This is a genomic window from Ignavibacteriales bacterium (assembly GCA_026390775.1).
Classification (GTDB): domain Bacteria; phylum Bacteroidota; class Ignavibacteria; order Ignavibacteriales; family Melioribacteraceae; genus Fen-1258.
The window spans coordinates 380,940-401,524 of sequence record JAPLFF010000007.1 but is presented as its reverse complement, the minus strand read 5'-3'; the positions used below and the strand labels follow the sequence as shown (position 1 = coordinate 401,524).

18 protein-coding genes are annotated in these 20,585 nt (G+C 36.0%); 1 reads left to right on the top strand and 17 read right to left on the bottom strand.

Annotated elements, in window-relative coordinates:
• The first annotated feature begins 2 nt into the window (after positions 1 to 2).
• Positions 3 to 506, top strand: a complete 504-nt coding sequence (locus NTZ27_07030; GenBank protein ID MCX6174483.1) for a thioredoxin family protein — start codon at positions 3 to 5, stop codon at positions 504 to 506.
• A gap of 77 nt (positions 507 to 583) precedes the next feature.
• Here NTZ27_07030 and NTZ27_07025 read toward each other — a convergent pair whose 3' ends face one another.
• From NTZ27_07025 to NTZ27_06945, 17 genes are all read right to left on the bottom strand, one after another.
• Complete coding sequence (locus NTZ27_07025; protein MCX6174482.1) at positions 584 to 1,804, bottom strand: KamA family radical SAM protein; 1,221 nt, start codon at positions 1,802 to 1,804, stop codon at positions 584 to 586.
• Between the two features lie 28 nt (positions 1,805 to 1,832).
• Positions 1,833 to 2,306, bottom strand: a complete 474-nt coding sequence (locus tag NTZ27_07020; GenBank protein MCX6174481.1) for a GNAT family N-acetyltransferase — start codon at positions 2,304 to 2,306, stop codon at positions 1,833 to 1,835.
• Positions 2,284 to 3,342, bottom strand: coding sequence for an ATP-grasp domain-containing protein (locus tag NTZ27_07015; protein MCX6174480.1), 1,059 nt, complete (start codon positions 3,340 to 3,342; stop codon positions 2,284 to 2,286). Before NTZ27_07015 ends, NTZ27_07020 begins: the two co-directional genes overlap by 23 nt.
• Positions 3,339 to 4,235 (bottom strand): ATP-grasp domain-containing protein, encoded by an 897-nt coding sequence (locus NTZ27_07010; GenBank protein ID MCX6174479.1) that lies wholly within the window; start codon positions 4,233 to 4,235, stop codon positions 3,339 to 3,341. Before NTZ27_07010 ends, NTZ27_07015 begins: the two co-directional genes overlap by 4 nt.
• Before the next feature lie 344 nt (positions 4,236 to 4,579).
• On the bottom strand, positions 4,580 to 6,757 hold the full coding sequence (gene recG / locus NTZ27_07005; protein MCX6174478.1) for an ATP-dependent DNA helicase RecG: 2,178 nt from the start codon (positions 6,755 to 6,757) through the stop codon (positions 4,580 to 4,582).
• 65 nt (positions 6,758 to 6,822) lie between these two features.
• Positions 6,823 to 7,824 carry an NAD(P)H-dependent glycerol-3-phosphate dehydrogenase gene (locus NTZ27_07000; GenBank protein ID MCX6174477.1) on the bottom strand — a complete coding sequence of 334 codons (1,002 nt, stop codon included), beginning with the start codon at positions 7,822 to 7,824 and terminating at the stop codon, positions 6,823 to 6,825.
• A complete protein-coding gene (gene plsY / locus NTZ27_06995; GenBank protein MCX6174476.1) occupies positions 7,821 to 8,492 on the bottom strand; it encodes a glycerol-3-phosphate 1-O-acyltransferase PlsY in 672 nt (223 codons plus the stop codon). Before plsY ends, NTZ27_07000 begins: the two co-directional genes overlap by 4 nt.
• 163 nt (positions 8,493 to 8,655) lie before the next feature.
• Complete coding sequence (locus tag NTZ27_06990) at positions 8,656 to 10,278, bottom strand: T9SS type A sorting domain-containing protein (GenBank protein ID MCX6174475.1); 1,623 nt, start codon at positions 10,276 to 10,278, stop codon at positions 8,656 to 8,658.
• Between the two features lie 7 nt (positions 10,279 to 10,285).
• A complete protein-coding gene (locus NTZ27_06985) occupies positions 10,286 to 11,419 on the bottom strand; it encodes a T9SS type A sorting domain-containing protein (GenBank protein MCX6174474.1) in 1,134 nt (377 codons plus the stop codon).
• A 325-nt stretch (positions 11,420 to 11,744) separates the two neighbouring features.
• Entirely contained in the window at positions 11,745 to 12,446 is a 702-nt protein-coding gene (ispD, locus tag NTZ27_06980) for a 2-C-methyl-D-erythritol 4-phosphate cytidylyltransferase (GenBank protein ID MCX6174473.1), read from the bottom strand.
• Positions 12,446 to 13,483 (bottom strand): tRNA preQ1(34) S-adenosylmethionine ribosyltransferase-isomerase QueA, encoded by a 1,038-nt coding sequence (gene queA / locus NTZ27_06975; protein MCX6174472.1) that lies wholly within the window; start codon positions 13,481 to 13,483, stop codon positions 12,446 to 12,448. Before queA ends, ispD begins: the two co-directional genes overlap by 1 nt.
• A 123-nt stretch (positions 13,484 to 13,606) precedes the next feature.
• Positions 13,607 to 16,414, bottom strand: a complete 2,808-nt coding sequence (gene ppdK / locus NTZ27_06970; protein ID MCX6174471.1) for a pyruvate, phosphate dikinase — start codon at positions 16,412 to 16,414, stop codon at positions 13,607 to 13,609.
• Positions 16,415 to 16,442: 28 nt separating this feature from the next.
• Complete coding sequence (gene lpxK, locus NTZ27_06965) at positions 16,443 to 17,498, bottom strand: tetraacyldisaccharide 4'-kinase (protein MCX6174470.1); 1,056 nt, start codon at positions 17,496 to 17,498, stop codon at positions 16,443 to 16,445.
• Entirely contained in the window at positions 17,492 to 18,151 is a 660-nt protein-coding gene (locus NTZ27_06960; GenBank protein MCX6174469.1) for a lysophospholipid acyltransferase family protein, read from the bottom strand. Before NTZ27_06960 ends, lpxK begins: the two co-directional genes overlap by 7 nt.
• Positions 18,141 to 19,277, bottom strand: coding sequence for a lipid-A-disaccharide synthase (gene lpxB, locus NTZ27_06955; protein ID MCX6174468.1), 1,137 nt, complete (start codon positions 19,275 to 19,277; stop codon positions 18,141 to 18,143). Before lpxB ends, NTZ27_06960 begins: the two co-directional genes overlap by 11 nt.
• On the bottom strand, positions 19,274 to 19,855 hold the full coding sequence (locus tag NTZ27_06950; protein MCX6174467.1) for an isoprenylcysteine carboxylmethyltransferase family protein: 582 nt from the start codon (positions 19,853 to 19,855) through the stop codon (positions 19,274 to 19,276). Before NTZ27_06950 ends, lpxB begins: the two co-directional genes overlap by 4 nt.
• 4 nt (positions 19,856 to 19,859) lie before the next feature.
• Positions 19,860 to 20,582 (bottom strand): MtnX-like HAD-IB family phosphatase, encoded by a 723-nt coding sequence (locus tag NTZ27_06945; GenBank protein ID MCX6174466.1) that lies wholly within the window; start codon positions 20,580 to 20,582, stop codon positions 19,860 to 19,862.
• Positions 20,583 to 20,585: the final 3 nt, after the last annotated feature.

The window sequence follows — 20,585 nt, the reverse complement described above, 5'->3', positions numbered from 1 at the left end:
TGATGAAAAAGTTTTTTCTTTTATTGATGATCCTATCCGCAGTAATTTACGCTCAAGAAAAAAACAAATTGGTTACGGAGGAAAAATCCGGCAAACCGATGCTTATCGGTCTCTGTGATAGAACCGCATTTGCCGATTCAAATTTTTCATGGTGGTTCAATTCAGAATATGATTATTACCCGGCTGATTCTGTAGCAGTAGTAAGATTCTCAAAAAAACTTCAAGATGTGAAAATTACAATTGTAATGGGTACCTGGTGCAGCGACAGCAGAAGAGAAATACCAAGATTCTATAGAATATTAGACCAAGTCGGTTTCAACACAAAAAATTTAACTGTGATTTGTGTTGATAGAAATAAAACAGCTCCGGATAATCTTGTTGAAAAACTCGATATCAAATTAGTACCTACTATTATTTTTATTAGGGATGATAAAGAAATTGGAAGAATAGTTGAAACACCTAAAGAAACTTTAGAAACTGATTTGGTAAAGATAATTGTTAAATAAGGATGTTTGTCGCTAAATTAAAAACCCCGCTCATCACGGGGTTTTTATATTCTATTTTTTTGATTCCTAAGAACAAGTCAATTATTGCTCGTGGCAACTTCGGTAACTTCAACTTTCTCTTTGTAATTCTTCGGTTTCTTCGATGAACCGTTCGATCCATTCCCATTGGAACCGTTAGAACCATTTCCGTTTGAGCCATTACCGTTTTTCTTGTCAACTAGTTCTACTGGAATTTTCACATCCGGTTTAGCTTCTCCGTTGTGTGCTTCTTTGTAAACAAAGATCTCACCTTTGTAATTCTTCATTACAACTCTGTCTTCATCGCGATGCAGAACGTATTGCGGAAGAATAGGAATCTTACCGCCGCCGCCTGGTGCATCAATTACAAAATGCGGTATTGCAAGTCCACTTGTATAACCGCGGAGCTTCTGCATTATCTCAAGACCGGTTTCGAGAGAAGTTCTGAAATGATTAGCGCCGCGTGTTTCATCTGCCATATATAAATAGTAAGGTCTTACTCTTATCTTGAGAAGTTTCGTGAAAAGCTCTCTCATTACCTCAGCATCATCATTTACGCCTCTCATAAGAACTGCCTGGTTACTAACCGGGATCCCGGCATTAGCGAGCATCTCGCAAGCCTTGCTGCTTTCAGGAGTAATTTCCCACGGATGATTGAAGTGTGTGTTAACATAAACCGGGTGATACTTCTTGATCATCTCAACCAATTTTGGTGTGATGCGGTGCGGAAGGACGCACGGCATTTTTGAACCGATACGAATAATCTCGATGTGAGGAATTTGTCTCAATCTCTTTAAGATTTTTTCAAGCATAACATCTGTAAGCATCAGCGGATCGCCGCCGGACATAATTACATCGCGGATTTCGGTATGCTGTTCCAGATACTTGAAAGCGGATTCGAGTTCTTTCATCGAAATTTTATCTGAGTTTCCTACTTTTCTTTTTCTTGTGCAAAAACGGCAATACATTCCGCATTGGCTTGTTGTTAGGAATAATGCTCGATCCGGATATCTATGTGTAATATTAGGAACGGGGCTCATTCTATCTTCTTGAAGCGGATCTGAAAATCCTTCCAGATCATCTAATTCAGCTTTATCGGGTACGCATTGTTTCCAGATCGGATCACCCGGATATCGAATTAAACCAAGATAGTATGGATTTATTCGAGCTTGGAAAAATTCATCCAAACCTTCTGCTACTGTTCTATCAATCCCGAATTTTTCAACAAGTTGATCAACAGAGTGAACGCTATCTCTAACCATTTGCTGCCAGAGTTCCATGATAGTTACCCTTTATATTTATTCCATTTTATGTTTTTATGTATTTACCAAATACAATCAAGTTATCGTTGATTGCGTAAAAATCTTTTATCTGTGAGACTATCGAGTAATTATTCCTCATATAAAAATTTCTTGTAGCGTTGTAATCATCTTTGGAAGATGTCTCAGCAAGAATCCATCGTCCTTTATTTTCTTTTACAAAATTTTCTGCGTGATCTAATAATTGCTTTCCTATTCCTTTATTCTGTCCGCTGTTATCAACAACAATCCAGAACAGATCAAACACACCGTCGGTTAATGCTCTCTTGCCGATACAATGATATCCGGCAATCTTTCCATCATTTTCATAGATATAAACATTGTAATCTTCATCGTTCGGATTTGCAATCGCTTCATCAATTAATTCAACTGCAACGTTCTTCTCTTCATCATTAAAATTATCTGTTTTATTAATGATAGAGACTAATTGTTCCCGATCATTAGCTTGCAGCTTGCGTATCATAAGCTATTCTCTTCAATGCGAACTTTGAAAGTGTGTAGAGCAATTGATCATAACTAATTCCTGCAGCAGCAGCTGATCTAACGAAACCGGTATCCGGAGAGATATCCGGATTAGGATTTACTTCAATAACATAAGGAACATTTCTTTGGTTCAATCTTATATCAACGCGAGCATAATCTCTGCATTCTAATGCTTCAAATGCTTCGTGCGCCATTTTTTCAACTTTAAGTTTTAGAGTATCATCCAAATCTGTCGGACACTTTGGGGTTGTATGTTTAAAATATGTACTCTCCGGTGACCATTTAGCTTCGTAGGTAACTATCTTAGGAAGTTCATCCGGTAATCCGTCGAAACGGATTTCGGATATCGGAAGAATTTTATCACCAAGTATCGCAACATTCAATTCGCGTCCTTCAATATATTCTTCAATCAAAACTTCCTGGTTAAAAGAAGTGTAGAGATAATTTAATCTTTCCAACATAGTATCGAAATTCTGTACAACTGAAAGTTCCGAAATGCCGATGCTTGCATCTTCACGCGCAAGTTTTAGTATAACCGGAAATCTCAAAGAGAATTTATTTTTATCTGGGATTTCATTTACTTCAGTAATAAAATGTTTTGGAGTTCTTATACCGTGTGATTGAAGAATCTGTTTTGTTCTGGATTTGATCAGGCAATTACCAAGAGCGATAGCTCCGTTGCCTGTGTAAGGTATTCCGAGAATATCAAAAAGTCCCGCTATGTAGCTTTCTAGATTTGTATTACCTTCTACCGATTCAACGAAATTAAAAATTGCATCGGGAGAATAATTTAATATTTTTTTAATTGCACTCTTGATATCGCTGTTAACGGGAAGTGTTTCTACACTCATATATTTCTTTGAAAGGGATTTCTTGATCATTGCAATCTGTTTTAAGAATTCCCTTTCGGAAAGATCAATATTATCTTTTGAATCAGTTATATTCTTACCAAGATAGTTGTCATAGTATCTGGTTGGTTCATTATAACAGATCAATATTTTTTGTTCAAAATTCATATTAAGCTATATCTTCTTGCTGCAGTGAATAAAACTTTGTTTATCATTTCTTCATAAGATAGACCGCTGGTTCTTGCAGCTTTAGGAAAACATGAATTGTCCTTCGGATCGGGAAGAATTCCCGGCAGCGGATTGATTTCAATTATATTCGGTTCACCGTTCGAATCAAGGCGGATATCTATTCTACTCCAATCGCGGCATCGTAATACTTTATAAGTTCTCAAAGCTATATTTCTAATTTTTTCTTCCAGACTTGCATCTATGTGAGCAGGACAGGAAAAGATATTCAACGGGTTATCGCGTGTATCAACAATCCACTTTGCCTCGTACGAGTAGATAGGAGCCAATTCTTTTGGCAACTCGCTTAAATTTATCTCTACAATAGGCAAAACTTCAGCATCCTCACCATTTCCAATAATAGCAACGGTAAATTCACGTCCCGGAAGAAATTCCTCAACAAGGAACGGTTGATTATAGGATTGAAGATTGTTAATCAAATTCTCTTTTAGTTTATCCAAACTGTTTAATAGGGAAGAATTGAAAATACCTTTGCCGGAACCTTCTGCAACTGGCTTCACAATTACCGGAAAACGTAAATCAAAGTCCTTCAAATCGGAAATTGATTCTACAAAAAGGAATTTTGCAGTTGGAACGTTGTGATATGATAAAACTTCTTTGGTCCTGGCTTTGTCAAGACAAGTAGCTAATGTTAAAGGATCGGATCCGGTGTAAGGAATTTGCAGCATGTCGAGCATTGCAGGTATCTGAGCCTCACGACTTATACCGTTTAAACACTCGGCTACATTAAAAACCAAATCTGGTCGTAACTTTTTAAATTTTTCGAATGCGTTATTGTCAGCTTCGATCAAAGTTACGTCATGAAACAGTTCCAAGGAATCTTTTAGAGCATTAATTGTCTCGATGGTATCCCACTCAGCATAAGTTTCGTTGTAAGAAATTGGTGATTTTGAGTTTAGAGTGAGAGGTGTAGGGTCGGAAAATTTTTTTTCTTCCGGTTTTACGTTATATGTCAGAGCAATTTTTAATTTTTTATTTGGTAGATAAGAACTAATAACTTTTCCTTAATTTTTTCTGATTGAAATATAACCATTTAAAAATTTTATGCAAGAAATTGTTCGAAATTTTTTTTGGAAAAATATTTTTTGGCACGAGTAATGTAGAGGTGAAAAAAATATTTATGACCGGTGTGTCTGAAGAAAATTTTTTTGAGAGATAGTTATGCTATCCTAGCGAAGTGAATATGATTGGAATAATTTTCCGTGAGAGTTTTTTTTATGATTAAATTATTTTGATCGGAGAGATTGCTGTCACTCTCAATAATTTTAAAAGCAGTTTCTCTTGCGTCAGATAAAATTTTTATGTCTTCAATAACATTAGCATATTTTAATTCCGGTAAACCGCTTTGCTGAGTACCAAAAATATTTCCCGGTCCGCGTAATTTTAAGTCTATCTCCGCAAGATCAAACCCGCTTGAGTATTTAACCATCGAGTTCAAACGTATGATTGATTTATTCCTTTCAATTTGTTCCGGAGATAAATAATCAAAATTAAAATTGAATTGATTTGACTTTACAGCAAGTTCATCTTTGGCAATAAGTAAGCAGTAAGCTTGTTTGTCGCTTCTTCCAACTCTTCCACGTAATTGATGAAGTTGTGATAAGCCAAATCTGAATGCATCATTGATGACAATTATATTCGCATCGGGGATATCAATCCCAACCTCAATTACTGTGGTTGAAACGAGCACATCATATTTCTTGGCAGCAAACTCGAACATTATCTTTTCTTTCTCTTGCCAGCTCAGTCGTCCGTGAATCAAGCATAATCTCAAATCTTTTAATTGGTTAGTGCTTAGTTCGTTAAAATATGTTTGAGCGGCTTTCAATTCTATCTTTTCTGATTCTTCAACAAGCGGGTAAACTAAAAAAGTTTGGTAACCATTTTTAACTTTTGATTTTATGAAGTCATATATGTCGGGCAACTTACTCTCACCACGTAAATATGTTTTAATCGGTTTTCTATTCAACGGCATTTCATCAATAACAGAAATATCAAGATCACCGTAAATTGTCATCGAAAGTGTACGCGGTATCGGTGTAGCAGTCATAATTAGAACATCAGACTGGAATCCTTTCTGAACTAAGATTGATCTCTGCATCACTCCGAAGCGGTGTTGCTCATCTATCACAACCAAACCGAGTTTTTGAAACTCAACATTCTCTTCGATCAATGCGTGAGTGCCGATAATTATGTTTGTCTTTCCTTCCCGGATATTTCGCAAAACTTTTTCCCGTTCGAATTTTTTCTGCCCGCCGATCAATTCATCCACAATAAATCCAAACGGCTTCATCATTTCCGTAATTCTCTTAAAATGCTGATCAGCTAAAATTTCTGTTGGTGCCATAAGAACCGCCTGATAACCGTTCTCGACAACAATCAGCATACTGATCAAAGCAACAATAGTTTTACCGCTGCCAACGTCACCTTGAAGCAACCGGTTCATCGGTTTACTGCTTTCAAGATCTTTTCTTATCTCACTTAAGACTTTTAACTGTGAAGGAGTGAGGGTGAAGGGTAATGACTTTAGAAAATTTTTCAAAGGGACGGCTTGAGCTTTAAAAGAAAAACCTTTTTTCTTTTCACTATAAAATTTCTTTCTTAGAGCTACAAGGCATTCAAGATAAAATAGCTCTTCAAACTTTAAACGGTATTTTGCAATTTCCAAAGAAGGGTAATCTTTTGGGAAATGCATATTGCTGACAGTTTCAGTCAAAGCAAGAAGATTTTTTTCTTTTATAATATGATCGGGAAGAGTTTCAGTAAGATCGTTCGAAAATGATTCAACAGCTTGGTGGATGATTCGCCGTAAACTAAGATCGCCAAGATTTGTTTCCCGCAGTTCTTTTGCCATTCTATAGAAAGGAATAATCTTTCCTGTGTTTAAGAAATCTTTTGATTCTTTTTCAGCTAGTCTGTCGAAATCCGGATGGACAAATTGCAAATGTCCGTATTTAGTTAAGACCGGTTTAGCAGAGATTGCAAAGTGATTGCCGGTTTCGAAAACATTCTTGAAATATTTTGCACCTTGAAACCAGACGCATTCAAAAAACCCGGAAGCGTCTTTCATCCGGACCTTAAAAATTTGTTTCTTATGATAGTAATGCACTTCGGAATCTATCACTTGACCGATTATAGTTACTTCACCTTGATAACCTTCGATTAAATGCTGCACAACCTTTACAGTGTTTAAAAGAGTAGAGCGGTCTAAATATCTGGTAGGAAAGTAGAAGAGTAAATCTTTAATTGTGTTTATACCAATCTTAGCAAACGATTCAGCCCGTTTTGGTCCGACAGATTTCAAATATTGAACTGATGTAGAAAGTTTTTCGGGCATGAATCAAATGATTTCGTTTTGGATTGAAGGAAATATAAATAAAAAAATGGAAGGTAAGAAGTATATTACTCCTCTTCGGCTTTCATATCGCGGGTCATTAATTCGTATGTGGCTTTGGTTGGGTCTTTCTCTTCGAATAAAATTTTGTAGACTGCATTGGCAATCGGTGTTTCAATTTTATACTTGTTAGAAAGTTGACAAACCGATCTGCAAGTTTCAACACCTTCTGCAACCATTTGCATTTTCTTCAGAATATTTTTTAGTACAATTCCTTTACCAAGTTGTTCACCGACAAAACGGTTACGGCTATGCTTGCTCATACATGTAACAATTAGATCGCCCACTCCGGATAAGCCGGCAAACGTTTCCGGACGAGCACCGAGAGCAATTCCAAGTCGGGATATTTCTGCAATACCTCGAGTCATGATTGCAGCTTTTGTATTGTCGCCAAATTTTGCCCCGTCTATTATACCGGCACCTATTGCCATTACATTTTTTAAAGCTCCGCCGTATTCAACACCAACAATATCTGTTGATGAATAAACTCTGAAATATGATGTAATAAAAGCCGATTGAATTTGTTTGGCAGTAAATGAATCTTTTGAAGCGGCAACTACAGCTGTAGGAATTTTTCTTGACACTTCACCTGCAATACTTGGTCCGGATAAAACTCCAATGCTGGAATCGGATATATTTTTCAATTCGTCTTTAATTATTTGTGAAACTGTCAATAAAGTATCCTTCTCAATACCTTTAGCGACACTAACAAAAGTTGTATCGCTAAAATTAATTTTCTTCATTTCCCGCAATACACTACGGATAAATTGAGACGGGACAGCGAGAACGATCATATGTTTATTCTCGCAGCTTTCTGAAAGTGAATGTGAAATTGTAATTTCTTTAGGAATTTTTATTCCAGGTAGGTAAACTTTATTTTCACGGGAACGATTAAGAACTTTAGCATAACTTCGTTTGTATTCCCAAAGAGTAACATCATGCCCGTTAAAATGAAGAAGAATAGCTAAAGTAGTTCCCCAGCTTCCGGCGCCGAGAACGGAAATTCTCATTTTATTGATTTCTTTTTTACAAATGAAATTTTACTTTCGCTGCCGTTGATAAGGCGGTCAATATTTTTTCTGTGTGTATAAATTACTAATAGAGCAAGCATTATACAGAATGGAAGAACTGTATTGTAGCCAGGTATATCAACGCCAAAAATATTTTCTCTTATAACAAGTATTAAAGGAACAGCAACTGCAGCAGCTAAAGAACCAAGCGAGATATATCGAGATAAAGCCACAACAATAAAAAATACTCCTAGTGCAAGAGCCATATCAATTGTAACTAACATTATTAGAACGCCTAATCCGGTAGCAATACCTTTTCCACCTCGGAATCCTGCAAAGACGGTCCATACATGTCCAATTACAGCGGCTACACCGCAAATAATTTGAACGAGAGTAAAATCATCAAATGGAGTTATATTCTTGAAAGGAAAACTATCTAAATAAAAACGAGCTACAACAATAACGGCAAGCGCTCCTTTTAGAGCATCCAGCAAAATAACCAGTATGCCGAATTTCCAACCTAATACTCTAAAAACATTTGATCCGCCGGCATTACCACTTCCGTGTTCTCTTATATCTATTCCACGAACAAGTTTGCTAACTATAATACTAGTAGGAATCGAACCGACTAAGTAAGAAAGGATTACAACAAAAGCTAAATTCAACATTAAATGTTCCTAAATTTTGGATCAAAATTAGAGAAAAAGTATTTTATAAACAAGGAATAGATTTCCAAATATGTTTAAGTGATTGATTATAAAAATTTTGTTTGAATAGCAAAGACGGCTAGTCATTGCCGTCTTCTGTCGGTTTACTTTTCTTGATTATAGATTATTTCATCAGCAGCATCTTTTTCGATTGGAAAAATCCGTTTGCACTCAGTGTATAAAAATAAACTCCACTCGAGATATTTGTTCCGTCAAACTTCACTTCATAATTACCCGGAGATTTTTCTTCGTTAACAAGAATAGCAACTTCACGACCTAATACATCATAAACTTTTAATTGTGCGGGCACAACATGTCCTGTTCCTATATGAGGAATGGAATATTTTATTGTTGTACTTGGATTAAATGGGTTGGGGTAATTCTGGTAAAGCATAAAAGAATTTGGTATAACACCCTGATTCTCTTTTACATCAACAACTAAAGGAGTTTTACCAAATGCAAGACTATCATAAGGCAAAGATTTTAACAGTGCAACTTTTTTTCGTAATCTTGTTATGCTTTCTTTATAATCTTTGCCGAGCGCTGGAACTAAAGCAACCATTACCCATTGTGTGTCGTTAGGAGCCAAAGTAAATGGGCCGCTGAACATATTGAATCCAGCACCGCCACCTGTGTATTCCTTCCGAATCCACCCTGAATTGGTAACCGGATCTCCGGAAAATGTATATTTAGTTTTCTTTCCTGTTGTTGAATCAATTTTTACCGTGCCGTCGGGATAATAACCCCGGGCAATATTCCAAGCTTTTTGTCTTGTGAAAGCAGGTTCGCCTAGATTTCCAACTGCAGCGTCTCCAAATATTGAATGGAAAGACGACATATCAAGATTCTTAAAATTGTTTTTCAACCTTCCTTTATAAACTGCACGATCTCCGTTTGATGAAACAGACGGGCCGTATAATAATGCATAGCCAGCTGTCAATTGAGGAGTCTGAGAATTATTAGACCATAAATATCCTAAACCAAGGGATGTATCTACCTGCGGAATATTATAAGCTGAATTCAACCAAAGATCAATATCTGTCCACAAAGAAAAATAAGTGGAATCAATTGTTTCATTTCCTTTGTTGATGATTGTCCATTCTTCAAAAACTATATTAGAAAAAATATCAGCTTCATCGTTCAAATTTCCTTTTCTCGCGAACACTGTTTGTTGTATTTCTACAGGCATAACGGGTAAAGAATCCAAGTGTGTGTTCCAATACTCCCGGTAACTCCTTGTCGAATCCAATGCATTGTAAACAGTCCAAATTGTTTGGTCGCCGTAAAGTTTAGGGCTGCCGTTTGAATTAACCGGCGCCCCAAAATCTACAGGCCAGTTACTATAATCCGGATTACTAGCATTATCTCCCCTTGAAATTTTGTAGCATCTATACCGCATTGAGTCTTGAGGAGCGGTATACATAGCGGGTTTGTTGTTAATTATGGGACCGGGTGAAAAAATTGAAGATGGGACATCCCACCATTGTACCATTCCAACATATACTTTGTTTTTTATTTTGCCAATTACCCACGGACCTTGATCAAATACAATCACCGAATCCCAACGCTCTACACTTGGTAATGAATTCCAATATCCGCCTCCAACACCATCTACATATTTTAGATTTCCAATGTTCTGCAGATACAGATGTATATTGTTTATATCCAGACGTTTATAAGTAATATTTTGAGCAGATATTGAATAAAGGCAGGAAACAAAAAGAATTAAAATTATTTTTGTTTTCATATCAACCTCATTTAGATATTATTAATTTTTTTGAAGTTGTAAATAGTTGGCTCTTAATACAATAAATATAAACACCGGATGACAAAAAGGAACCATTAAAATTAATCCTATGAATTCCTTTTGCATAATCACCATTCGCTATAGTTAATAATTCTTTTCCAAGGACATCATAGAGTTTGATAGTAATATGACTATCTTCCTTTAAGCTGAAACTGATTTCTGTTGATGGATTAAAAGGGTTCGGATAGTTTTGAAAAAGAGAATTGTCAAATTCAATTTTCTCGCAGGTTGCGTTTGTTTCGTCAACCGGTTTAAATTGTGCTATTGATTGAGGTATAATATTTATACTGACTACATTCGAAAATTGAGATAATTTATTCGCATTTCTTTTGCAAACTTTATACCACGCAATCGCTCCTTGGCCTACGGTGTATCTTGTATCGTAATAAGAAGTGCTGCCCGCGCTTAAGGTAGCTATGCTATTCCAATTACTTGGTGGACCCGAATACGTTAAAGCACGATAAACTTCTACGGCTGTCCAATAGTCTTCAAGTTCATTATTATTCCATACTAATAGCGGGTGACCACCTAAGTTAGATACTGAAAGATTCGTTGGCGGTCTTGGTTCAAATTTATCAGTTTCTTGTGTCGGCGTTAAACCTGGTGTATAATCCCATGCATTTACTATGGATCCAGTTATATCTTCCCCTGAAGACTCAATAGAGAATTCGTTTAGTCCATAATTATATACCACGTGTAGGTCAGGACTAATATGATGATCCCAATCTTTTGATGTTCTAATATCATATATAAAATAAGTCCTTATAGTATTATCGCTTGTTTCCGCATAAATATAATAAATACCTTTACCCATTCCAATTGGATAACCATCTCTCCAGTACATAAATGTACTGGTGGTAACACCAGTTTGCGTTTGTCCGGTATAATCTGAATTCCATACAATATTGTTTTGGAAATTCCAATGTGTAGTATTTTGAATTTTTACAGACTGGAAAGTTAGACTCACATTTTGTGGATTATTTGAAACATGAATGAGTAGCTCTCCAAGTATTAGCGGGTTATTAATGTGCTGCGCATTAATGAGATTACATAAAATTAGTAAAAATAATAATTTTTTCATTTTTCGCTCCCATCGAAAGTTATTAAATCACATTGTATATGCTTTGTAAAGCATGCTGGTCATTTTTAAGATTTTAAATATCTCACACAGAGCTATACAAAATAAAAATATCTATAACGCATGAAGCGCTTGGATATAAATATTTCCTATTAAATTTCGAAGGAGAAATTAATTATGAAAAAAATATTGCTCATTAAAAACTCCCGCCACAATTTTTAATCAGTTAACCCCAGAAAGAAGATTAAATCGAAACAGAAAAGATTAGCCAATAATTTCTTGAATAAGGTATTGTTAATATGAATTTAAGTCAAGAGAAAAATATTTCTTATTTGGTGCGGGTGATTAATTCAAAAAGTTTAATATCGTCCTTATTCGTGATTTTGAAATTCAGCGATGAACCTTCAACTATTTTTACTTTATAACCAGCACGTTGAACAAGCATAGATTCATCCGTTCCGATAAAATTTTCCTTTTCAGCTTGATTCATAGCATCCAAAAGAATTTTATATTGGAATACTTGCGGAGTTTGTGCATAATAAACATCTTGCCGATCAATATATGAAACAACAGAATCCATTCCTTTGATCAGCGTATCTTTCGCTTTGATAGCAACCACAGCACTTCCGGATATTTTTGCTGTCTCTATTGACTTGATAAGAATATCATTCGGAAGTAGCGAACGGACAGCATCATGTACAACTATTAAATCATTATCCTTTGCATTGGTAGATTTTAATGCATTAAGAACCGAATGCTGGCGTTCATCTCCGCCTTCTACAATTTTTGAGATCTTAGAGAATGAATAATTGTTTTTTATTGTTCGAAGGAGATCAAAATAATCTTTGCAGGCAGAGATAATTATCTCATCAATCGATTCGCATTTTTGAAAGACTTCTAAAGTGTAAGCAATAATTTCTTTTCCGTTGATACGGATATATTGCTTAGGAACTTGCCTGTCCGGCAGGCAGGGCGGATTATTCATTCGCAAACCAGAGCCGCCCGAAGGAATTATTGCAAATACTTTCATTAGACAATTAACATTGCATCGCCATAACTTAAGAAGCGATAGCCGTCTTTTAATGCTTTCTTATAAGCTTTCATGATAAAATCATAACCGGCAAATGCGGCAGCCAGCATCATTAAAGTTGATTCCGGCTGATGAAAATTTGTTACCAATTTTTTTGTCACTCTAAATTCGTAAGGTGGAAAAATGAATTTATCAGTCCATCCTGAATTTGGTTTTGCAAATCCATCTGCTGTAACACTGCTTTCAAGTGCTCTGCAAGTACTTGTTCCAATCACAAAAACATTTTTCTTATCTTCAAGAGCTTTATTAATAATTTTTGTTGTCTCTTCAGAGATTTCAAAATATTCAGAATCCATTCTATGTTTTGTTAGATCTTCTACTTCAACGGGACGGAAAGTACCAAGACCGATATGCAGAATAACAGGGACAACCTTAGCGCCAATCTTTTCAACTTTCTTAACAAGAGCAGGAGTAAAATGCAGACCGGCTGTAGGAGCGGCAACCGATCCATCTGTTTGAGCAAATATTGTCTGATAGTGTTCTTTATCCGATGGAACTGCATCGCGTTTAATGTAAGGCGGTAAAGGAGTGTGCCCGATCTTTTCAATCGCCTTAAAAATATCTCCGGCATCTTCATTAAAGCGGACGGTTCTTCCTCGGGATGTTGTATTATCAATTACTTCACACCAGAGTTTATCATTAAAATAAATTCTGTTGCCGATTCTAACTTTACGTGCAGGATCAACAATTACATCCCAAATGTTTTCCTCCTTGTTCAATTCTCTAAGAACGAAAACTTCAATCTTAGCATTTGTCCGTTCTTTTTTTCCGAACAAACGGGCTTGCATAACTTTTGTTTGATTAACAACAACTACATCACCTTTCTGTATGTAGTTTACAAGATCTGAAAATTTGTGATGTTCAATTTCACCGGTTGCACGGTTAAGAACCATCATGCTTGCTTTATCGCGCGGATTAGCTGGATTCTTTGCGATCGCAGTTTTTGGTAAGTTGTACTTGAAATCTGATAACTTCATTTATTCTCCTCTTTAAGTTCTTCTTTCCTGTCATTCTGTGGAGTATAAGTATGAAGAATCTCTGTTAATATTTTATTCGAGATTCATCTCCCGCTCTAAAGCGGGATCAGAATGACAATTTATTTATTTCTTCTTTGTGGTTCTTTTTACTTTTTTCTTATTTGATTTTTTTACTACAGCTTTCTTAACCGTCGGTTTTACATTTTTTGATTCCTTAACTACAGCATGAGCGGCTGCAAGTCTTGCAATTGGAACACGGAAAGGAGAACAGCTTACATAGTTCAATCCGATCTTATGACAGAACTCAACTGATTTTGGTTCGCCTCCATGTTCGCCACAAATTCCAATTTTAAGATCAGGACGAGTAGCACGTCCACCTTCGACAGCCATCATCATCAGCTTACCAATTGCTTCTTGATCAATTGTTTGGAATGGATCAACCGGAAGGATTTTTTGTTCGAGATATTCTGGTAAGAATCCACCAATATCATCTCTTGAGAAACCAAATCCCATTTGAGTTAGATCATTCGTTCCGAAGGAGAAAAATTGAGCAACCTCGGCAATCTTGTTAGCTGTTAAACAAGCACGAGGAATTTCTATCATTGTTCCAATAAGATGTGGAATTTTTTTTAATCCGAATTTCTCACAAACTTCTGCATGTACTTTGGTAATTATTTTGTACTGATGTTTGATCTCATTAACATGACAAGTTACCGGAATCATGATTTCAGGAAATGGTTTTTTCCCTTCTTGCAGTAATTCTGCAGTTGCCTCAAAGATTGCACGAACTTGCATCTCGGTAATTTCGGGAAATGTAATTCCAAGACGTACACCGCGGTGTCCCATCATCGGATTGTTTTCATGTAATGAATCAGCACGTTTATTTAATTCTTGAAGAGAGATACCCAAACTATTTGCGAGTTTTTCTCTTTCATCTTGACGTGTAGGAACGAATTCATGAAGTGGGGGATCTAGAGTTCTAAATGTTACTGGATAACCATCCATAGCTTCCATAGTTCCTTTTACATCGTGTTTAACATGAGGGAAAAGTTCATTCAAAGCGCCTCTTCTTTCAACTTCGGTATTTGAGTGGATCATTTTACGAAGTTTAAATAACGGCTCTTCAGAATTTTTTCCATAGAACATATGCTCGGTTCTAAATAATCCAATACCTTCAGCGCCGAATGCTCGTGCGCGTGCTGCATCTTCTGGTGTGTCTGCATTTGTTCTAACTTTTAATTTTCTAACGGCATCGCAAATTTTCATAAATGCCTGGAAGTCGGGATTCTCTTCGGCGGCTTTAATCATTGGTAATTCACCAAGATATACAGTTCCTTTGGAACCGTTTAGAGTTAGCCATTCACCTTCACGCACCGTGTAATTTCCAACAGTAAAATATTTTTCATGATAATTTATTTTAACGGCACCTGCGCCAACGATACAACATTTACCCCAACCTCTGGCAACGAGTGCAGCGTGTGATGTCATTCCACCGCGGCCTGTTAGTATTGCTTGTGCGGCTCGCATTCCTTCAATGTCTTCCGGATTTGTTTCTTCACGCACAAGAATTACTCTCTTACCTTCTTTAGCCCAAGCTACAGCATCATTCGCTGAGAAAACAACTTGTCCAGATGCACCGCCAGGTCCTGCAGGTAATCCTTTTACAACAACATTAGATGTAAGTTCGGCTTTCGGATCTATAATCGGGTGAAGAAGTTCATCCAACTGAGAAGGTTGAACCCGCATTACAGCTTCTTCTTTGGTAATTAATTTTTCTTTGTACATATCAACAGCCATTCTTACAGCAGCCGGTCCGTTTCTTTTTCCAACACGGCATTGAAGCATATAAAGCTTTGTCTCTTGAATTGTGAATTCAATATCAAGCATATCGTGATAATGTTTTTCAAGTGAGCGTTCTATTGCATGAAGTTGTTTGTAAGCCGGAACCATTGCTGTTTCAAGTGATGGAAGATGTGCTGTGTGCTCACTCTTACCAATTTCATTAATAGGGTTTGGTGTTCTGATGCCCGCAACAACATCTTCACCTTGTGCATTCGGCAGCCATTCACCATAAAAATAATTTTCTCCTGTTGCAGGATTACGTGTAAACGCAACACCCGTTGCCGATGTATCTCCCATATTTCCAAATACCATTGATTGAACATTTACTGTGGTACCCCATTCATCGGGAATATTTTCAATTCTTCTGTAAGAGCATGCACGTTTGCCCATCCAGCTTTGGAATACGGCAGAGACAGCTCCCCATAATTGATCCATAGGATTTTCTGGAAAAGGTTTACCGAGTACTTCATAAACTTTAGCTTTGTAAATTTCTATAAGTTCTTTTAAATCTTCCGAACTTAGATCAGTATCATTTTTTGCACCGCGAACTTCTTTCATATTGTAAAGTTCTTTTTCTAATTGATGACGGACACCTTTACCTTCTTCCGGTTCGATGCCGGCAGCTTTTTCCATTACAACATCTGAATACATTTGGATCAAGCGGCGGTGTGAATCATAAACAAAACGGGGATTATTTGTCTTTGCTATTAAAGCTTCACGCGTTTCATTGTTCAATCCAACATTTAATATTGTTTCCATCATACCGGGCATTGATGCACGCGCACCGGAACGAACCGAAACAAGCAACGGATTTATTTTGTCTCCAAACTTTGCACCCATTTCTTTTTCAACTTTTGCAAGAGCAGTTTTAACTTGTTTATCTAGTTCTTTAGGATATTTTTTATTGTTTTTATAATATGCCGTACAGACTTCTGTTGTAATTGTGAAGCCGGCCGGAACCGGTAAACCGATGTTAACCATTTCAGCCAAGTTCGCACCCTTACCTCCTAGAAGTTCTTTCATATCTGCTTTACCTTCAGCACGTTTGCCGCCGAAATAATAAACATACTTTTGTGTTGCTCGAGCCATTGATCATTCCTCCAATAGTAGTTTTCTTTTACTTTGTTTTGTTCATTTGTTTTAGGATTAATTTATTAAATAAATCTTGTTCATCGAGTTTTAGTTCGATCTTCAAATAAAAAATATCTATATCATCTAAATCTTTAGAGAATTTATTCAGTTTAACTGCATCCTTCTGAGTTGTTAAAACAGAATAGCAATTTGTATCGTAAAATTTCTTTCTGATATCCTGTACTTCTTTAAGAGTATAATTTTTATGATCCGGGAAAATCATTTTATTAGTAATATCAATTTTGTTCTTTTCAAGTGCATTTAAGAATGAGAAGGGAAGCGCCACACCGCAAACGACCAAACTTTTCTGCCCTTGAAATTCATTCATATTAAAAAAGTTATGTGACTTAACATCGTAAATTCCATCAGCTTGATAAAAACCGTTAAACACATTTTTGTTTTCGAAATATCTTTTCAATTTATCCGGTATCTTAATTTTCTCGGAAAATTTTCTATTAATGATAATAATATCTGCCCGCTCCATAGAATCAAAAGGTTCTCTCATCGAACCAAGAGGAAGCAAATGCTGTTCAATCTGCCCGGGTTTATCCAAAAAATTTTGATCAAAAATCAGAACATCAACATCCCGATGAATCCATCTATGTTGAAATGCATCGTCAAGGATTATTGTATCAACTTCAGCATCCTTAATAAATTGAAGAGCTCCGTCAACGCGTCTTTCAGAAACGGCAATGGGAACTCTTAGTTCCTCAGACATGAAATACACTTCATCTCCGCATTCATCAACAGTTGAATTGATATTTTTTCCATCGCTAACATATATGTAGCCGAGAGAATTTCTGCCGTAACCGCGGCTTAAAACTCCGACTTTTTTATTTATAGATTTCAAGTATGAAGCGATCATCATAACAGTTGGAGTTTTTCCGGAACCACCGACTGTTATATTACCAACAGATATTATCTTTGCATTTACTTTAACAGCACTGAAAATATTTTTGTCAAAGAACCAGTTTCTAACTTTTATTATAAAAGAATAGACGAACACTAAAGGAGATAATATCAATCTGAAAAATTTTAACACAACTGCAACGCATCCTTCTGCAATTTATTTAGGAGTGCTTCGCACTCAATTATTTTTTGATTTGTTTCATCATAATTAAAACTGTCATCAATTAATACCGGATCAGAATAAAGCACAACAACTTTGGAAAAAGGTTTGGGCACTTCGAAATGATCCCAACTTTTTAGAATAAATTTTTTCTTAATGCCAATGCCTGTTAAGAATAAGGGCACATTAGTTTTTTTTGCCGAAACCACAGCACCGGCTTTCATTTTGTAAATAGGTCCTTGCGGTCCGTCCGGTGTAATTGCAAGAGAATGGTTCTCGCGGATTAAATCAATCATAACAGATAACGCCTCATTTCCACCAATCGAACTGGAACCTCGTATAACTTTATAATTCCATTTCTCAAGTATTTTTGCAAGTACTTCGCCGTCTTTGCTTTGACTAACAAGTGCGGCAGCATTTTCGTTCCTATGTATATACCAGCCGATCATCATACTGCCATGCCAGAAAGCAGAAACAAAATTTTTCTTTTCGCTTGCGAACTTTGAAATTGTTTCGCCGTTGATAATTTTAATTCGCAGTGTTTTGATTAGAACCCTAATTGCAGCACTTGCAAATTGTATTCCAATATATCGAAGAATATTTCTCTGAAAATCACTAAGCTTCATTTAACAATGTGTATATTTTTTGGGCGGTTTTTTTTGAAGCTCCGCTTCCGCCAAGTTCTTCTTTTATCAAACCAAGTTTGCTCCTGATGGAATTATATCTTTGCTTGTCTTTTAATATTGCTTCAGATTTTGAATATATATTTTTTGTATTAACATCGTGCTGAATCAATTCATCAATTACATTCTCACCAAGGATTATGTTAGCCATTGCAATATTTTTAATCTGAGCTAAAATTCTTCCGAGCATATACGTTAAATAATTAGTTGAATAAACCACAATAAAAGGAAGCTGAAACAATCCCGCTTCAAGTGTAGATGTCCCGGATTTAATAATTCCGAAATGAGAATTCTTCAACAGATCGTAAGTATATCCTTTTACCAGCTTGTAATTATTTTCTGTAGTTAAGTTTGTGAAGATACTTTCCTCTATATTTTCCGAACATGCAACAACAGTCTGTAAATTAAAATCTTTTGAAAGTTTTACCGCAGCGTTTATACACTTTGGAAAAATTTTTTTAATCTCTTGTTTTCTGCTGCCGGGCAAAAGAAGCAATATTTCTTTTCCTTTTTCCAGATTTAGTTTTTTGTAAAGTTCTTCTTTGTTCATTAATGAATAATTCTCAACGTGTTCAACTAAAGGATGACCAACATATTCTGCATCAACATTATAATTACGATACATTTTTTCTTCGAACGGAAATACAACAAGCATTTTATCAACCACTTCTCTAATCTTATCTATTCTACCTTTACCCCAAGCCCATACTTGCGGTGATATATAATAGATAACTTTCTTACCAAGCTCGTGCAGTTTTTTAGCAATGTTCAAGTTAAAACCCGGATAATCTATCAATACAATTGTTTCAATTTTTTCTTCAGCAATTTTACGAAGTAATTCTTTTTTTACTTTCGATATAAACGGAAGATGTCTTAACACTTCTATAAATCCGAGGAATGCCATTTGTTTAATATGGAATTGTGCATTCATTCCGGCTGAAATCATTTTGTCTCCGCCAATTCCAAAAATCTGTAACGACTGATCTAACTTGAACAATTCCTTGATCAAACTAGCACCGTGTAAATCACCCGATGCCTCACCGGCAATTATCATTAATTTTTTATTCAATTCAATACAAAACGGATTATTACTAAAAAAGAGATTGCTAAAATTGCCTGCATAGTTCTAATTTCTGAACGCAGGCCGGCTTTTATATTTAATGGCGGCTGTTCAATTCCGGAATTGCTATACTTACTTAAACTTGGAATAAACTTCGGAACAACTTTTAAATAATCTTCATAGTTTTTCCCGAACTTTGTTCGAAGAAATCCTTCTTCCTCTTTTATGATTACTGTATACTGCCAGAAAAAAAAGAGAAGTGCAGCAATTTGAAGAAAAGGGAATAACGCCATAGACATAATTCCAACACCGAGGTACATCAGCATGTTGCCCAGATAAAGCGGATTGCGTACGTATGCGAATGAACCGGATACAACTAAATATGTCCCGCCGACTCCATCAGTTGTTCTTGTTTCACTTCCTGCATAACTAACGCCCCACAATCGGAAAAACTCTCCACAGAGTACAATTGCAAAACCAATTAAAATGCTTGTGACAGTAGCTTTTTGAAAAATCAGCATTAGCAATACAAATGGAAGTGGTGTGTAACTTCTGTACTTGAAAATTTTTTGAGCAAAATTATTCATCAATTTATCCTTGAATAAAAACTTCTCTGCGTTTAAGTTCTGCTTGATGTCTTTTCTTAAGACGTTTTTTGCCTTTAAGCTCTTCTAACTTTTCAATCACATCGTGAAAAGTTGAATATGGGAAATAGGTAATTCTATTTACTTCGCAATATTTTAAAAGAGAGTTCTTCGCAAAAATAAAATCACAGAATTGTGCCGGGCAGAAATCTGTAAATCCATCACCAACATAAACCGTATAATCCTCATCGCCGCTAAAATTGAGAATATGATTGCGTTTGCAGTTCGCACATTTTGTGCATTCTTCATCTGTGAATGGAAAAACAGGTACTAACTGATTTTCATTTCCAAAAAATAATTTGTTTGTTCGGACTTCAACGTGACTCAATCCTTCTCTATTGAGAAATTTATCAATGTAATAATCAAATCCATCGCTTAGAATTCTTAATTCGGATTGTCCTTGACTGCACCAATCAACAAATTTTACAAAACCGGGATCAATTTGAATACATGTAAGAAATTTATCGAATTCAGCATGGTCTAATTTCTTTATTGTTTTGCAAGTGGCTGTCCATGCATCTGTCGCTTTAATTTTATAACTCATCCATTCGTTTGCAATCTCAAGAGCTTTTTCAGAATCGCCGAAATGAAGGAACATCGCTTCGCCAACATCCTTCTGAGAAATTGTACCATCGAAGTCAACAAATATTTTAAAGGATTTATCAAACATAAT

Excerpts from the sequence above, each read along its gene's own strand:
- NTZ27_07030 (MCX6174483.1), top strand. The coding sequence starts at position 3 with ATGAAAAAGTTTTTTCTTTTATTGATGATCCTATCCGCAGTAATTTAC.
- ispD (MCX6174473.1), bottom strand. The coding sequence starts at position 12,446 with ATGAAAGTATTTGCAATAATTCCTTCGGGCGGCTCTGGTTTGCGAATG.
- NTZ27_06950 (MCX6174467.1), bottom strand. The coding sequence starts at position 19,855 with ATGAATAATTTTGCTCAAAAAATTTTCAAGTACAGAAGTTACACACCA.
- queA (MCX6174472.1), bottom strand. The coding sequence starts at position 13,483 with ATGAAGTTATCAGATTTCAAGTACAACTTACCAAAAACTGCGATCGCA.
- ppdK (MCX6174471.1), bottom strand. The coding sequence starts at position 16,414 with ATGGCTCGAGCAACACAAAAGTATGTTTATTATTTCGGCGGCAAACGT.
- NTZ27_07020 (MCX6174481.1), bottom strand. The coding sequence starts at position 2,306 with ATGATACGCAAGCTGCAAGCTAATGATCGGGAACAATTAGTCTCTATC.
- NTZ27_06960 (MCX6174469.1), bottom strand. The coding sequence starts at position 18,151 with ATGAAGCTTAGTGATTTTCAGAGAAATATTCTTCGATATATTGGAATA.
- NTZ27_06985 (MCX6174474.1), bottom strand. The coding sequence starts at position 11,419 with ATGAAAAAATTATTATTTTTACTAATTTTATGTAATCTCATTAATGCG.
- NTZ27_07015 (MCX6174480.1), bottom strand. The coding sequence starts at position 3,342 with ATGAATTTTGAACAAAAAATATTGATCTGTTATAATGAACCAACCAGA.
- recG (MCX6174478.1), bottom strand. The coding sequence starts at position 6,757 with ATGCCCGAAAAACTTTCTACATCAGTTCAATATTTGAAATCTGTCGGA.
- plsY (MCX6174476.1), bottom strand. The coding sequence starts at position 8,492 with ATGTTGAATTTAGCTTTTGTTGTAATCCTTTCTTACTTAGTCGGTTCG.
- NTZ27_06990 (MCX6174475.1), bottom strand. The coding sequence starts at position 10,278 with ATGAAAACAAAAATAATTTTAATTCTTTTTGTTTCCTGCCTTTATTCA.
- NTZ27_07025 (MCX6174482.1), bottom strand. The coding sequence starts at position 1,804 with ATGGAACTCTGGCAGCAAATGGTTAGAGATAGCGTTCACTCTGTTGAT.
- NTZ27_07000 (MCX6174477.1), bottom strand. The coding sequence starts at position 7,824 with ATGAGAATTTCCGTTCTCGGCGCCGGAAGCTGGGGAACTACTTTAGCT.
- NTZ27_06945 (MCX6174466.1), bottom strand. The coding sequence starts at position 20,582 with ATGTTTGATAAATCCTTTAAAATATTTGTTGACTTCGATGGTACAATT.